Annotated in this window: 14 protein-coding genes and 1 riboswitch; of the genes, 10 read left to right on the top strand and 4 right to left on the bottom strand. The window is 43.0% G+C overall.

The features are described from left to right. Window positions 1-13: 13 nt before the first annotated feature. Window positions 14-1,873 carry a TonB-dependent siderophore receptor gene (locus FTU40_RS08415; RefSeq protein WP_180040506.1) on the bottom strand — a complete coding sequence of 620 codons (1,860 nt, stop codon included), beginning with the start codon at window positions 1,871-1,873 and terminating at the stop codon, window positions 14-16. A gap of 36 nt (window positions 1,874-1,909) precedes the next feature. Beyond that, a riboswitch (cobalamin riboswitch) is annotated at window positions 1,910-2,121 on the bottom strand. 144 nt (window positions 2,122-2,265) lie between these two features. On the opposite strand from FTU40_RS08415, the gene FTU40_RS08410 reads away from it, so the two are divergent. Then, the gene (locus tag FTU40_RS08410; protein ID WP_100329207.1) at window positions 2,266-2,910 is read left to right on the top strand and encodes a phosphoribosylanthranilate isomerase; all 645 of its coding nucleotides are present in this window, start codon (window positions 2,266-2,268) and stop codon (window positions 2,908-2,910) included. Further along, window positions 2,891-4,135, top strand: coding sequence for a tryptophan synthase subunit beta (trpB, locus tag FTU40_RS08405; protein WP_180040504.1), 1,245 nt, complete (start codon window positions 2,891-2,893; stop codon window positions 4,133-4,135). The genes FTU40_RS08410 and trpB overlap by 20 nt, the downstream gene beginning before the upstream one ends. A 123-nt stretch (window positions 4,136-4,258) precedes the next feature. Here the strand turns inward: trpB and FTU40_RS08400 are convergent, their stop codons facing one another. Further along, on the bottom strand, window positions 4,259-5,899 hold the full coding sequence (locus tag FTU40_RS08400; RefSeq protein WP_180040502.1) for an acyl-CoA synthetase: 1,641 nt from the start codon (window positions 5,897-5,899) through the stop codon (window positions 4,259-4,261). 233 nt (window positions 5,900-6,132) lie between these two features. Here FTU40_RS08400 and FTU40_RS08395 point away from each other — a divergent pair, with 233 nt between their 5' ends. The 4 genes from FTU40_RS08395 to infC all read left to right on the top strand — a co-directional run bounded on the left by FTU40_RS08395 (window position 6,133) and on the right by infC (window position 11,302). After that, entirely contained in the window at window positions 6,133-7,416 is a 1,284-nt protein-coding gene (locus tag FTU40_RS08395; protein ID WP_180040500.1) for a D-arabinono-1,4-lactone oxidase, read from the top strand. A gap of 12 nt (window positions 7,417-7,428) precedes the next feature. Continuing rightward, window positions 7,429-8,598, top strand: a complete 1,170-nt coding sequence (locus FTU40_RS08390) for an alanine racemase (RefSeq protein WP_180040498.1) — start codon at window positions 7,429-7,431, stop codon at window positions 8,596-8,598. 224 nt (window positions 8,599-8,822) lie between these two features. Next, window positions 8,823-10,745 carry a threonine--tRNA ligase gene (gene thrS / locus FTU40_RS08385; RefSeq protein WP_005095787.1) on the top strand — a complete coding sequence of 641 codons (1,923 nt, stop codon included), beginning with the start codon at window positions 8,823-8,825 and terminating at the stop codon, window positions 10,743-10,745. A gap of 59 nt (window positions 10,746-10,804) precedes the next feature. After that, entirely contained in the window at window positions 10,805-11,302 is a 498-nt protein-coding gene (gene infC, locus FTU40_RS08380; protein ID WP_004647518.1) for a translation initiation factor IF-3, read from the top strand. A 43-nt stretch (window positions 11,303-11,345) separates the two neighbouring features. Here infC and FTU40_RS08375 read toward each other — a convergent pair whose 3' ends face one another. Continuing rightward, the gene (locus tag FTU40_RS08375) at window positions 11,346-11,897 is read right to left on the bottom strand and encodes a hypothetical protein (protein WP_074384065.1); all 552 of its coding nucleotides are present in this window, start codon (window positions 11,895-11,897) and stop codon (window positions 11,346-11,348) included. Between the two features lie 102 nt (window positions 11,898-11,999). After that, window positions 12,000-12,455: an Hsp20 family protein gene (locus tag FTU40_RS08370; RefSeq protein ID WP_074384066.1), complete on the bottom strand. Its 456-nt coding sequence runs from the start codon at window positions 12,453-12,455 to the stop codon at window positions 12,000-12,002. A gap of 281 nt (window positions 12,456-12,736) precedes the next feature. On the opposite strand from FTU40_RS08370, the gene FTU40_RS08365 reads away from it, so the two are divergent. The 4 genes from FTU40_RS08365 to rpmI all read left to right on the top strand — a co-directional run bounded on the left by FTU40_RS08365 (window position 12,737) and on the right by rpmI (window position 14,543). Continuing rightward, the gene (locus tag FTU40_RS08365) at window positions 12,737-13,357 is read left to right on the top strand and encodes a glutathione binding-like protein (protein ID WP_180040496.1); all 621 of its coding nucleotides are present in this window, start codon (window positions 12,737-12,739) and stop codon (window positions 13,355-13,357) included. Window positions 13,358-13,431: 74 nt separating this feature from the next. Further along, window positions 13,432-13,722 (top strand): hypothetical protein, encoded by a 291-nt coding sequence (locus FTU40_RS08360; RefSeq protein WP_005095794.1) that lies wholly within the window; start codon window positions 13,432-13,434, stop codon window positions 13,720-13,722. A gap of 7 nt (window positions 13,723-13,729) precedes the next feature. Next, complete coding sequence (locus FTU40_RS08355; protein WP_180040494.1) at window positions 13,730-14,152, top strand: YqaA family protein; 423 nt, start codon at window positions 13,730-13,732, stop codon at window positions 14,150-14,152. Window positions 14,153-14,348: 196 nt separating this feature from the next. Further along, a complete protein-coding gene (rpmI, locus tag FTU40_RS08350; RefSeq protein WP_004278281.1) occupies window positions 14,349-14,543 on the top strand; it encodes a 50S ribosomal protein L35 in 195 nt (64 codons plus the stop codon).

Below are 14,543 nucleotides of genomic sequence, written 5' to 3'. Positions count from 1 at the left end.
TGAAACGCTGAACTTAGTATTTAAACGTTACACCTACAGAAGCTAAGCGACCACCGTTGATGTAATAGCTACTATTCCCATAACCTGTGCGGTATTTACTATCGCTGACATTTTGAATGTTGCTAAATACTTTGATTATGTCATTGATATTATAATAACCACTCATATCAATATTGAAATGACCTGGTATTACAACTGTGTCATAAGCGCTATTATCTGAAGATGAGACTGCCGTTAATGTTGTTGAGAAGCCATATTGAGCCTCATCCCATCCCATTGTAAATGCTGCTTTTTGGCGAGGGCGACGGCTTAAATCTTCATTTGTGGAATCATCTTTGGCACGAATATAATTATAGCTTGTGCTCAGGTACAGATGGTCACCTGTCCATTTCAGATAAGCTTCAGCACCTTTTATTGTGGTTTTATCAATATTGAGATTTTGATAAACAGCATCATATCCGTCACATAATGAGATACATTCGGAGTCTATTAGGTTTTTGACTTTAGTTTTATATGTCGAAACACCTGTACTAACGCCGTAATTAAGTTGTTGATCTAAACCAATTTCATAAGAAATACTTTTTTCTGGATCTAAATTAGGATTACCACCATACGCATAAAGTTCATTTAGATTTGGTGCTCTAAAAGCACTGCCAATATTAGTGTAAACACTTGTTAGTGGTGAAATTTGATAACGAATACCAGCTTGGGCTACGGTATTAGTTCCATATTTATCATTATCTTCTAGACGTAAGCCGAGTTGGGTATGAATCCCATCCGTATTGTATTGATGTTGAATATAATAGCCTTTGGAATCAACACTTGAATTAATTTTAGTCCCATAAGAGAGCGCATCCGCTTTTATCTTCTGATAAGTACTTCCTAAAGCAATATTCTGTTCAGGTGTCAACTGCCATTTTGCATATACATCGGCTTCTTGAGTTTTACTGAATACATAGTCATATTGACCAATATAATTTTTTTGGTTTTGTAGTAGATCATCTTTAAATTGGGACATCCGTGCATTGACTTCAACTTGAGAGCCAATATTGATACGGCCTTTGAGGTTCAGAAGTTCATTTTTAAAATCCTGATCGGTCAAAGCGCCAGAATTGTCGTATTGGCTGTTACCTTTATTTTCACTGTAATCTAAAGATGCTGCATATTGTTCTTTGTCTACACCAACTTTGGCGCTATAGCCTTTTTGGTCAAAAGCAGCGCGTTTTCCGTTTTGAATTTCTTTTAGTTGAGTACCATCAGTTTCTAAACGTTGTCCACGAATTTGTGCGTAAAAATCATCTTCACTGAGATCAGCACCAATCAGCGATTTATAAGTTTTATTTTCACCAATTTCACCTGTAATAAAAGCACCTGTTTTTTCAGGTGTTTTTGTAATCATTTGCACGACACCACCAATTGCATCTGTGCCATACAAAACAGATGCAGGACCTTCTAACACTTCAATTTGTTTGATATCAGTTGTATCTAAAAATGGAAGAGATGCAGCACCTGTCGTTGCCGAATTTAGGCGAACGCCATCTTTTAAAATAAGTGCTTGAGTTGAGTTCGTCCCACGTAAGAAAATTGACGTTTGTTGACCATAACCGCCTAATTGTACAATGTTGGCGGATGCTTGGCTTTTTAATAACTCTGGGAGTGATGCAATTGGTGAGCGATCAATAATTTGTGGTTCAATAATTGAAATACGTGCAGGCACATTTTCAATTTTTTCTTCGGAACGCGTTGCCGTTACAACAATCGTATCTAAAGAAGCTTTGGCAATTTTTTGTTCAGTAGCGTGAACAGATGAAGTAAAACCCAACGCAAGTGCGATTGCACCTACTAAGGCAGTAGGTTGAAATTGAATAGACATGAAATGCTCCATACATTCACTTCCCCGTGAATGATTGGGTGATAGAACACAACAAGCAGGTATCCGGACTTAAATGTGCAAAGCAGCGACTTTGCTGTATATCCACCTTCCCACATCAAGATGCAGTGGTGTAAACCGAAGAGTTTAAATTGATAGCCGTTTCATTTTTTACCGTTGCGGGGGCAGTGCTGGATTTACACCAGCTTCCCTAAAGCCTGAAGGCTTGGACTTGCTGCAAAGTGAGCGCAGTATAAAGTCAGTATGAGTTATATACAATCTGCATAGAGAATAATCCGGATGAACTTTACGCAAGCCGGAAAAATTGCATTACAATGATTTGCCCCAATCTTATAGATTGTTCAAGACATTGGTAGATCTAGAGCCAGAATAATATGCGAACCCGTGCCAAAATTTGTGGAATCACCCGAGTCGAAGATGTTCATGCTGTGGTGAACGCAGGTGCAGATGCGATAGGATTCGTATTTTATCCACCGAGTCCCCGAGCTGTTACAGCAGAGCAAGCTGCTCAACTGGTTCAAGCCATTGCACCTTATGTGCAAGTGGTTGGACTGTTCGTGAATCATTCAGCTAATGAGATTCAGGATATCTTGCAAACGGTTCATCTTGATATTGTGCAATTCCATGGTGATGAAACGCCGGAACAATGTCAGACAATCGCTCAACAGGTCGGACGCCGCTGGTACAAGGCCATTCAGGTCAAACCTGATCTTGACGTAGTTACAGAAATTCAACGTTATCAAGATGCTGGTGCGAGTGCAGTGCTGTTAGACGCATGGCATCCTGATCTGAAAGGTGGTACGGGCCACAGCTTCGATTGGGAGACATTTCCCAAACTTGATATTCCCTTGATCTTGGCAGGCGGTTTAAATCCTGACAATATCGAACAGGCAATTCTCACCACACAGGCCTATGCCGTAGATGTGAGTGGCGGTGTCGAGTCCGCAAAAGGTATTAAAGACCAACAACTCATAGAACGCTTTATGCAAGGAGTCCATCGTGGATCAGCAAAATACTAGCCAGAACAGTCAGGCAGTTGACTATACCCAATTCCCGGATGAACGCGGGCATTTCGGTATTCATGGCGGACGTTTTGTGTCAGAAACACTCATGGCGGCTTTAGAAGACTTGGAAAAGCTCTACTTCCGTATGAAAGATGATGCACAGTTTTTGGCAGAATTTGACCGTGATCTGGCGTTTTACGTCGGTCGTCCGAGTCCTTTATATCATGCTGAACGATGGTCGAAAGAGTTGGGTGGTGCGCAAATTTATCTGAAACGTGAAGACCTGAACCATACCGGTTCGCATAAGGTCAACAACACTATTGGTCAGGCCTTGCTTGCAAAATTGTCAGGTAAAAAACGTATTATTGCCGAAACAGGTGCCGGTCAGCATGGTGTAGCAACCGCCACAATTGCAGCACGTTTAGGTCTTGAATGCGTTGTATTTATGGGCGCTGAAGATGTCAAACGTCAGGCCATGAACGTGTACCGTATGCGTTTGCTCGGTGCGACAGTTGTGCCTGTACAAAGTGGCTCTAAAACCTTGAAAGATGCCATGAACGAAGCCATGCGTGACTGGGTAACCAATGTCGATTCAACTTACTATGTGATTGGTACCGTGGCAGGCCCACATCCATATCCGCAGCTGGTACGTGATTTCCAGTCGATTATTGGCCGTGAAGCACGCCGTCAGATTCAGGAGCAAGCTGGTCGTCTGCCTGATGCCTTGGTAGCCTGTGTTGGTGGTGGTTCCAATGCAATGGGCTTGTTCTATCCATTCCTGAACGATCAAGATGTGCAAATGTACGGTGTAGAAGCCGCGGGTTTGGGTATTGAAAGCGGTAAACATTCAGCGCCATTGAATGCCGGTCATGTCGGTGTACTGCATGGAAACCGAACTTACCTGATGTCTGATAAAGAAGGTCAGATCATTGAAACGCATTCAATTTCTGCCGGTCTGGATTATCCGGGTGTGGGGCCAGAACATAGCTTCCTGAAAGATATGGAACGTGTGAACTATGTACCGATCACGGACAATGAAGCCCTACAGGGTTTCCGTGATTTAACCAAGATTGAAGGCATTATTCCGGCGCTGGAAAGCGCACATGCCATGGCTTATGTGTCTAAACTTGCACCGACCATGGACAAGGATCAAATCATTATTGCGACGGTTTCAGGTCGTGGTGATAAAGACTTGATGACTGTGGCACGTATTGATGGCGTGGAAATGGTTGAGATGTAACTGTTCTGATCAGCCTCTTCCTATGGGATAGGTTTGGAGAAGGTAAGTTAAAAAAAATCGTGCTAAGAAAACTTGGCACGATTTTTTATTGAGTAGATTTTGAAAAAACACACTGGTATGGAATTAAGAAAACTCACCTTCAGCGCGTTCTTTGGCCCATTCGCGTAAAACAAATTTCTGCAATTTTCCGGTCGAGGTTTTTGGAATTTCGGTAATCACAACATCTTTAGGCACTTTAAAACGCGCCAGATGCTGTTTGCAAAATTCTATAATCTCTTCCGCTGTTGCAGTTTGTCCTGCTTTGAGTTCTACAAAGGCACATGGTACTTCCTGCCAGCGTGGATCCGGCTTGGCCACAACAGCTGCCGTTAAAATGGCAGGATGCTGATACAGCACTTCTTCGACTTCTAGCGAGGAAATATTTTCCCCTCCGGAAATAATCACGTCTTTAGATCGGTCAGTAATTTTGGCATAGCCATCAGGCTGACACACGGCCAGATCGCCGGTATGGAACCAGCCACCGGCAAAAGCTTCTGCGGTCGCTTCCGGATTTTTCAAATAACCTTTCATCACGATATTGCCACGGAACATGATCTCGCCCATGGTCTGACCATCATGCGGAACTTCCTGCATGGTGTCAGGATCAAGCACTTTCATACCATCTTGTAGCGGATATGGCACACCCTGACGTGAATGCAATTGCGCCTGTTCCTGAATAGACAAATCACTCCAGCCGGCCTGTGATGCACAGAGCGCAGAAGGGCCGTAGGTTTCAGTCAAGCCATAGACATGTGTCACGTTAATTCCGATATTACGCATGCCTTCAATAATTGCAGCCGGCGGGGCAGCACCCGCCACCATGACTTCGACACGATGGTCAATTTTGGTCTTTTTCTCTTCAGGCGTGTTGATCAGCATTGATAGGACAATCGGTGCACCACAGAAATAATCGACTTTATGTTCAGCAATTAGTTTGAAAATCAGTTCGGCATCGACTTTACGCAGGCAGACGTTGGTTCCGCCGTTGGCCGCCATAGTCCATGCAAAGCACCAGCCATTACAGTGGAACAGTGGCAGTGTCCATAAATAGGTGGCACGCGGCATCATGCCACAAGCAATGATATTACTGGCGGCATTAATGTAGGCACCGCGGTGATGATAGACCACACCTTTCGGATTACCCGTGGTTCCAGAGGTGTAACTTAAGCTGATGGCATCCCATTCATCTTGAGGCAAATGCCAGTCAAAATTTGCATCGCCTTGGGCAATCCAGTCTTCATATTCGATTTGACCAATACGGCTGTCTTCACCTTCAAACTCTGCATCGGCCACATCAATCACATAAATTTCTTGTGAAACCAGCGCCAGTGCTTCGGTCGCAAGTGCAGTAAATTCAGGGTCGACCAATAAGACTTTGCTTTCAGCATGTTCCAGCATAAAGGCGAGCGTCTTGGCATCCAGACGGGTATTTAAGGTATTGAGTACCGCACCTGCCATTGGCACAGCAAAGTGCGCTTCAATCATGGCAGGGACGTTAGGCAGCAGGACAGACACGGTATCATTTTTACCGATGCCTAATTTTTGGAGTTGGTTGGCAAACTGACGGCAGCGATTGTATTTTTCACGCCAGGTAATGCGGCGCTGACCATGAATAATCGCATTTTGATTCGGATAGATATAAGCTGCACGATCTAGATAGCGTAAAGGTGACAAGGCTACAAAATTTGCGGGGGTACGCGGTAATTCATCGTATGCGCTAACCATGGTAAAACTCCGTTGTATCGTTATTTTCATATCCTTTTGAAAAGATATGCACTTCTTCGAAATCTTGCATTTATGCTTTAGTCGAGTAAATTAATATAAATTTTAAGTCATTGAATATTAATTAAAATATTTAGCCCTATTTGATTTTTTTGAACCCGTGGGTTCCCATATTTGATTTTTTAGGTATTTTACTCTAATTGAGTCAGTAAAATAATATGAGCCAGAGAATAATAATGAAAATACAACAGGCGAATGCAGTCTGGCGAAACTGGTCAGGGAGTCAGCACAGCGCTCCTCAAGTTTTTCAGCCCAGAGAAATAAGCGAATTACAAGGTTTGGTGAAGTCACAGGCAAAGATTCGTGCAGTAGGTGCGGGGCATTCATTTAGTGCTTTGGCTAAAACCAATAATGTGCTGCTTCATCTCGATCATTTAAAAGGTGTGGTGGCTTTGGATGAGGCAAAAGTTCAATGTACCGTGCACGCTGGTACGCGTTTATATGATTTAGGTGAATATATTGCCCCGATCAATCAAGCTTTACCCAATCAGGGGGATATTGATCAGCAAAGTCTGGCGGGAGCGATTTCCACGGGAACGCATGGCACCGGCATCGATTTACCCTGTTTATCTGCTTTTGTGGACGGTTTTGAATTGCTGACTGCAGATGGAGAGCTGTTGCAATGTGATCGTCAGCAAAATGCGGACATCTTCCAAGCGGGGCGTGTGGCGTTAGGTAGTCTGGGGATATTGACCAAAATTACCCTGCAAAATCGTCCGCGCTATAAATTAAAAGAACAGATTCGGCTGTGTCCATTAAAAGAAGTATTTGCGCATATCGATCAATGGAAACATCAGCACCGGCATATTGAATTTTGGGCTTTTCTTCATTCTGATCAGGTCATGCTAAAAACCCTGGATGAAACGAATGATGAAATTCAGCCAAGGCAGGAGAACTGGCCATCTGAAGATGCGTTATTGACTTTGTGTTCTGAATTGACCCGATTTATTCCTGCATCTAATCCTTATCTGCAAAAATTATTGGGTGTTTTTGTTAAACCGAGTTGTTATGTGGATTGGTCATCCCGGATTTTTCCGACTCCGCGTCAGACCAGATTTAATGAAATGGAATATCAGCTTCCGGTCGATTCCGGCTTGCAGTGTCTGCAGGAGGTTTTAGCCACCTTAAGGAAGCAGAATGTGCCGATGTTCTTTCCAGTCGAGTTTCGTTATGTCAAAGCCGATGAGATATGGCTGAGTCCTTTTTATCAGCGTGATTCGGTTTCGATTTCGATTCATCAGTTTTATAAACAGGATTGCCGAGCTATTTTCGATCTGGTCGAGCCGATTTTTCAGAAGTATCAGGGACGGCCACATTGGGGAAAGTTGCACAGCATGACAGCCGCTTCGCTGTGTGATCTTTACCCAAAATGGGATGATTTTATGAGATTGCGCCAGCAACTGGATCCGCAGCAAAAATGGCTGAATCCGCATTTACAGCAGTTGTTTTTGTCTGAATAGCAGGAGCGAATTATGCAATCGAAGTATTTTCAGCAACTGACCCGAGATTTGCAGCAGCAGGGAACTGGTACACCGCAACTGATTCTGGATCTGGCTCAATATCAGCAGAATCTGGAGATTGTACAGGCAAAAATCCCTGCGCAGCTCAAGCCGCGTCTGGTGGTGAAGTCTCTAGCCAGTATCCCGCTACTCAAACTGGCCAGTGAAAAGCTGAATACCCGACGATTTATGGTATTTCATTTACCCCATCTTTTAGAAATGATGAGAGCATTTGAACAGGCTGATATCTTGCTGGGTAAACCGATGCCAATTCATGCGGTACAAGGTTTTTATCAAAACGTTCCTGAACAAAATAAAGCAAATGATCAAAGCAATATTCAATGGCTGGTCGATGACATAAAGCGCTTGAAGCAATATCTGCAATTCGCTCAAGAATCTAATCTTCAGTTAAATATCAATATTGAAATTGATGTCGGCTTACATCGTGGTGGGGTGAGTAGTCAGCAACAGTTAATAGCCTTACTCAAACTCATTCAGCAATATCCCGACGCTCTCAGGCTTTCAGGGTTGATGGGCTATGATGCACATGTCGCCAAATTGCCGAATATTTTGAAAAGCCCCGAAAAAAGTTATCAGCAATCGCAGCAGATTTATCAACAATATAAAAATACTATTCAGCAGCAATTCCCCGATTTATGGCGGGCAGATTTGTGTTTTAACGGTGGTGGCAGTCCGACCTTTATGCAGCACTGCCAGCAGAGTGTCTGTAATGATCTGGCTTTTGGCTCGATGCTGCTCAAACCCAGTGACTTCGATCTGGACAATTTATCCGTTTTAAAATGTGCGCTCTGGATTGCCACACCGATTTTAAAGGTATTGTCTTATAGCCAGATTCCGGGTCTGGAAATGCTGAATCATTTGCCGCATCGGCATAAAGCACTGTTTATCTATGGTGGCTATTGGCAGGCAGATTATATTTATCCTGAAAAAAGCCGGCCGCATCTGTTGTATGGTCGCAGTAGTAATCAGGAAATGCTTCAGGTACCTAGGCAATGCAATATTCATGTCGATGATTATGTGTTTTTAAGGCCGACACAAAGTGAAGCCATCATTCCACAATTTGCCCAGCTCTATGTTTATCGTGAGAGAACATTTATTGAGTGGCAGACTTTCCGGGAATAACCACATTTTGAATTAAAAGATGAGCCTAAGTCTTTAAAGATCAGGGAAAGATTTGGGAGTAAATCTGATTTTTATTGGGGAAAAGGTTTAATCATGCGGCCAAGCCGTGTAAAATTCGAATCGATTTTATTTATCCACCGTTTTTATCTTTTGAGGTTTTCCTCGATCATAATCTCGCGGTGACATGCTCCATGGTACGGGGCATCACTCCTTAAGGATTTCTTATGCCAATTATCACTTTGCCAAATGGCGATCAAAAACAGTTTGATCAAGCCGTATCTGTGATGGACGTTGCACTCAGCATTGGTCCTGGTCTTGCAAAAAATACCGTTGCTGGTCGTGTAAACGACCGTTTAGTGGATGCGTCTGATCTCATCACTGAAGATGCAACCTTACAAATTATTACGCCTAAAGACGAAGCCGGTGTCGAAATTATTCGTCACTCTTGCGCGCATTTGGTGGGTCATGCGGTTAAGCAACTGTTCCCAGAAGCAAAGATGGTCATTGGTCCGGTCATTGAAGAAGGTTTCTACTATGACATCTGGATGCCACGTCCATTCACATTAGACGACATGGCAGCCATCGAAGAGCGTATGAAAAAGCTCATCGATCAAGACTATGATGTTGTGAAAAAAATGACCCCGCGTGACGAAGTGATTGCAGAATTCACAGCGCGTGGCGAAGAATACAAATTACGCTTGATCAACGACATGCCTGAAGAAACACAAATGGGCTTGTACTACCATCAAGATTACTTGGATATGTGCCGTGGTCCGCACGTACCAAATACCAAATTCTTAAAATCGTTCAAGCTGACTAAAATCTCTGGTGCTTACTGGCGCGGTGATGCGAAAAACGAACAGTTACAACGTATTTATGGTACAGCGTGGGCAGACAAGAAACAGCTTGCAGCTTATGTAAAACGTATTGAAGAAGCAGAAAAACGCGATCACCGTAAAATTGGTAAAGCGCTAGACTTGTTCCATATGCAAGAAGAAGCACCGGGTATGGTGTTCTGGCATCCGAACGGCTGGACCATTTACCAGGTACTTGAACAATACATGCGTAAAGTTCAGCAAGACAACGGCTATGAAGAAATCCGTACCCCGCAAGTGGTTGATTTCACGCTGTGGGAAAAATCAGGACATGCTGCCAACTATGCAGACAACATGTTCACCACGCATTCTGAAAACCGTAACTACGCGGTTAAACCAATGAACTGTCCTTGTCACGTACAAGTGTTCAACCAGGGTTTAAAATCATACCGTGATCTTCCGGTACGTCTGGCAGAATTTGGTTCATGTCACCGTAACGAGCCATCAGGTTCTTTACACGGCATTATGCGTGTACGTGGCTTTACCCAAGATGATGCGCATATCTTCTGTACCAAAGAACAGATTGGGCCTGAAGTTGCAGACTTTATCAAATTGACACTCGACGTATACAAAGATTTTGGCTTCGAAGAAGTACAAATGAAATTATCAACACGTCCTGAAAAGCGTGTCGGTGATGACAAACTTTGGGATATGGCTGAAAAATCTTTAGCAGATGCTTTAGATGCTGCGGGTCTTGAATGGGAGCTTCAGCCGGGCGAGGGTGCATTCTATGGTCCGAAGATTGAATTCTCTCTGAAAGACTGTCTGGGTCGTGTCTGGCAGTGTGGTACCATTCAGTGTGACTTTAACTTGCCAGAACGTTTAGATGCGTCTTATGTCACAGAAGATAACGACCGCGATCAGCCAGTAATGTTACATCGTGCAATTCTTGGCAGTTTTGAGCGTTTTATTGGTATACTGATTGAACACTACGCAGGCTTCATGCCACCTTGGTTGGCGCCGATGCAAGCGTGTGTGATGAATATTACCGATTCTCAGGCAGAAGCATGTGAGTCAGTTGTCGCAAAACTTAAAGAAAACGGTATTCGTGCAATTTCTGACTTGAGAAATGAGAAAATCGGCTTTAAGATTCGTGAACGTACATTAGAGCGTATTCCTTACTTACTGGTACTTGGGGACCGGGAAGTTGAAGAAGGTACAGTAAACGTCCGTACCCGCTCAGGAAAAAATTTGGGTACTATGTCAATCGATGCTTTCGTTGACCTAGTAAAAGCAGCCGTTGCCGAACGCGGCCGGTACATTGTGGAGTAACAGCGATTAAACAGCCTGACCGTAATCAACAGGGCGGTAACAAATCAAACCGTCCTGCCTTGAATGATGAAATTCGTGCGAAAGAAGTCCGTCTTGTAGACGAAAATGGTGAGCAAAAAGGGATTGTAAGCTTAGCTGAAGCCCTGCGCGCAGCAGAAAGTGTGGAACTTGATCTTGTCGAGATCGTAGCCAATGCTGAGCCACCAGTATGTAAGATCATGGACTTCAACAAGCATTTGTTTGATCTTAAGCAAAAGCAGAAAGAAGCGAAGAAAAAACAACATCAAGTCCAGGTGAAAGAAATCAAGCTACGCCCGGGTACTGATGTTGGTGATTACAACGTAAAACTACGTGCAATCATCAAGTTCCTTGAAGAAGGTAACAAGGTGAAAATCACCCTTCGTTTCCGTGGCCGTGAAATGGCGCACCAACAGTTGGGTCTGGCTCAATTGCAAAAAATTGAAGCTGACGTGGCTGAATTCGGTACTGTTGAACAGATGCCGAAAATGGAAGGCCGTCAAATGGGTATGCTGCTTGGTCCTAAAAAGAAAAAGTAAGCACTCATGAAGCGAAAAAAGCCCTGCAGATGCAGGGCTTTTTTTATGCCCTAAAATTCCAAGCAGTTTGTATGGCCTGCATAATCTGTTGAGCCTGTTGCCGGGAAAACATTGACAATTGAATCCGGAAAAATCCGAGACAGATTTGATTGATCAGATCAGGCTGGCATAATCTAAAATCTAGAGTGCCATCGCGTTGACTGATGAGATGCGCTGGAGTTCTACTCAGCCAGCGCTTGAGATGGGCTTTGAGAGAATCGTATCGCGGATTCAGAAAGCTATAGTGTACCGAGTGTCGTTTTAAGCAGAGGCTGATCCGGAAACCGGCCAAAGTATAATAAATTGCCTGAGACGTTATTTTTAGTTTGGTTCCCAGCATGAGCAGCGAAAGACCAAGAAAGCCGCCGATATAAACATAAAAGCCAGGCGACTCCTGCCATAAAAATAACAATCCTTGCAGAAAGCTGGAATTGCTACGCAGACTGCTTAAATAAAAAATGCTGAATATGCCAACCGGATAACAGAGTAGTAAATATCCGATAGCGCGCATGATCGGACTACTCTGATGAAACAAGATTTTTTCTGACGCGTTCATAGCTTATTTTTATGATCATAAAGCGTATTATTTTAATGAGCTTAGAGAATCTGGAGTTAAAAAGAAAGGCCCTTTTGGGCCTTCTTTTAAGTCAAATCCAGCTTATTCAACTGATTTTTCACCATTTTCAATCAGCAGTTTATTGCCAATCGGAATTTGGCGCGGCAATTTCTCTTCTGGAATGATACGTTGCAAGTCAATGATCAATAGACCATTTTCATAATCTGCCTGTTGTACTTCAATATATTCATCCAGGCGTAAAGACAATTTAAATGTACGTCGTGCAATGCCTTTGTGCAAGAATTCGGTATGGTCATTGTTCTGGTTTTCAGGCTTACCTAAAATGGTCAGTAACTTATTTTCCAGACGAATGTCGAGTTCTTCTTGACGGAAACCCGCAGTTGCGACCACAATCCGATAATTATTTTCGCCATGCTTTTCGATATTATACGGGGGATAATTCGGCGCATCACTTTGCATGGCATAGTCAATAAAGTCATTCAAGCGATCAAAACCGATACTACGACGAAACAGAGGATGAAGATTTAAGTTGCTCATGATTAGAACCTTCTCGATTAAGCAAAGTTATAAAAACAAGAAAATAAGATCTGTCATGTCAGACATCGACAGTACATAAGATTGACGCAATCCTTATGCACAAATAAATATGTGTCTGCTGTAAAAATTTTCAAGATAAAAAATAAAAAAATACATGAATTTTTATTAAGATAATGATATTTATATAAAAATATTTTTGAAATACAGGCTTGTTGTTTCTGGCTGAATCCTCTATGTTGAATGCATCATGGCATAGATAAAGTGCAGGGAGTATTAAAAAAATGATCGATTTATATTATTGGGGCACCCCCAACGGCCATAAAATTAGCATTGCTTTGGAAGAAATGGGGCTGAAGTATCAAATTTTTCCGATTAATATTCTGGAAAATGACCAGTTCCAGTCTGACTTTCTGGCTATTTCTCCTAACAATAAAATTCCGGCGATGGTCGATCAGGAAGGGCCAGATGGCCAGCCGATTTCAATCTTTGAATCGGGTGCGATTTTGCAGTATTTAGGTCGTAAAACCGGCATGTTCTATCCGACAGATGAAATCAAACGTATTCAGGTAGAACAATGGCTGATGTGGCAAATGGGTGGACTAGGCCCGATGCTTGGGCAAAATCATCACTTTAGCCGTTTTGCACCTGAACGTATCGCCTATGCCATCGAGCGTTATGTCAATGAAAGCAAACGTCTGTATGGCGTGTTAAACAAGCAGCTGGTCGGGCAGGATTATGTGGCTGGTGAATATTCGATTGCCGATATGGCGATATTCCCGTGGTTGTTGCGACACGACTGGCAGCAGATTAATCTGGCAGATTATCCTGAAGTGGCTAAATATATCGATCGCTTGAATGCACGTCCTGCAGTTCAGAAAGCGCTCGCCATACAGGTCAGTTAAGCTGCAGCCTTTATGCTAAAATAGCCTTAAACAAATAAAGCCACCCTTAAGGTGGTTTTTTATTGGATGGATATATGAACGATTTTCTTCTGAATTTTACCAAGATTGTTGAAAGCAATACCCGAATTTACTGGAGTATTCTCTTCGGTATTGCTGCATGTTTAGTGCTTTATATTGCTGAAATTGTACATATCGATCAGGTAATTGCTGCTCTCAATACCAAAGATCAGCAGATTTTGCGTGCAGCGATTGAACCCATTACTCAGCAGTATAAATGGGGACGGATCATGGCAATGGTGGCAGCAGTACTGTGGTCCAGCTGGGAATATAGCAAAGCCAAGAAAAAACTGCGTTTAAGCCATTAATACTGGCATGAGCCTGTTTCTGCTCTTTCTATCAGCCTTCGGTGCAGCGACATTACTGCCTTTACAGTCTGAAGCTGTGCTGCTTGGTCTTTTGGTACAGGCAAGCCATAGTGTGGCACTGTTAATTGCGGTGGCCAGTCTGGGGAATATTCTGGGTTCCTGTGTCAACTGGTATCTGGGGCTCAAAATCGAGCATTATAAAAATAAAAAATGGTTTCCGGTGTCAGAAGACAAGATGCTCAAGGCACAAGTGATATATCAGAAATATGGCTATTGGTCTTTGCTGCTGAGCTGGGTGCCTATTATTGGAGATCCCATTACTTTAATTGCAGGATTACTGAAAGAAAACTTTGCCCGATTTTTGCTCATTGTCAGCCTGGCGAAAATTGGACGTTATCTGTTTATTTATGCGGCTTTTGCCCTGTTCTAAACCTGAAGCGATTTTTCTGATTCCGTTTTGCGCACTATTTTTAAAGTGAAATTATAAAATCATCCTGTTTAAATTCGCTTATTGGATGAAGATGCTTTTGTTTTAAACAAAGATGCTTTAGAATACTCGCTCCCTTACCTGCAGGTCGTTTTGTAATGGTGCAAACGAGCCGAACAGGTGTTCAAAAGAGGTTGTTATGCCTAAGATGAAAACTCGCCGTGGTGCAGCTAAACGCTTTAAAGCGACTGCTAACGGTTTTAAGCGTAAACAAGCGTTCAAACGCCACATTTTGACCAAAAAATCTGCTAAGCGTATTCGTCAATTGCGCGGCTGTGTAATGGTTCACGTAAGTGACGTTGCTTCAGTTCGTCGTATGTGCCCGTACATCTAA

It is taken from the genome of Acinetobacter sp. YH12100, assembly GCF_013419135.1.
GTDB classification, from domain to species: domain Bacteria; phylum Pseudomonadota; class Gammaproteobacteria; order Pseudomonadales; family Moraxellaceae; genus Acinetobacter; species Acinetobacter pseudolwoffii.
This window is presented reverse-complemented; position numbering and strand designations above follow the sequence as displayed.

Excerpts from the sequence above, each read along its gene's own strand:
- FTU40_RS08415 (WP_180040506.1), bottom strand. The coding sequence starts at position 1,873 with ATGTCTATTCAATTTCAACCTACTGCCTTAGTAGGTGCAATCGCACTT.
- FTU40_RS08410 (WP_100329207.1), top strand. The coding sequence starts at position 2,266 with ATGCGAACCCGTGCCAAAATTTGTGGAATCACCCGAGTCGAAGATGTT.
- FTU40_RS08400 (WP_180040502.1), bottom strand. The coding sequence starts at position 5,899 with ATGGTTAGCGCATACGATGAATTACCGCGTACCCCCGCAAATTTTGTA.
- FTU40_RS08395 (WP_180040500.1), top strand. The coding sequence starts at position 6,133 with ATGAAAATACAACAGGCGAATGCAGTCTGGCGAAACTGGTCAGGGAGT.
- FTU40_RS08390 (WP_180040498.1), top strand. The coding sequence starts at position 7,429 with ATGCAATCGAAGTATTTTCAGCAACTGACCCGAGATTTGCAGCAGCAG.
- thrS (WP_005095787.1), top strand. The coding sequence starts at position 8,823 with ATGCCAATTATCACTTTGCCAAATGGCGATCAAAAACAGTTTGATCAA.
- FTU40_RS08375 (WP_074384065.1), bottom strand. The coding sequence starts at position 11,897 with ATGAACGCGTCAGAAAAAATCTTGTTTCATCAGAGTAGTCCGATCATG.
- FTU40_RS08370 (WP_074384066.1), bottom strand. The coding sequence starts at position 12,455 with ATGAGCAACTTAAATCTTCATCCTCTGTTTCGTCGTAGTATCGGTTTT.
- FTU40_RS08365 (WP_180040496.1), top strand. The coding sequence starts at position 12,737 with ATGATCGATTTATATTATTGGGGCACCCCCAACGGCCATAAAATTAGC.
- FTU40_RS08360 (WP_005095794.1), top strand. The coding sequence starts at position 13,432 with ATGAACGATTTTCTTCTGAATTTTACCAAGATTGTTGAAAGCAATACC.
- FTU40_RS08355 (WP_180040494.1), top strand. The coding sequence starts at position 13,730 with ATGAGCCTGTTTCTGCTCTTTCTATCAGCCTTCGGTGCAGCGACATTA.
- rpmI (WP_004278281.1), top strand. The coding sequence starts at position 14,349 with ATGCCTAAGATGAAAACTCGCCGTGGTGCAGCTAAACGCTTTAAAGCG.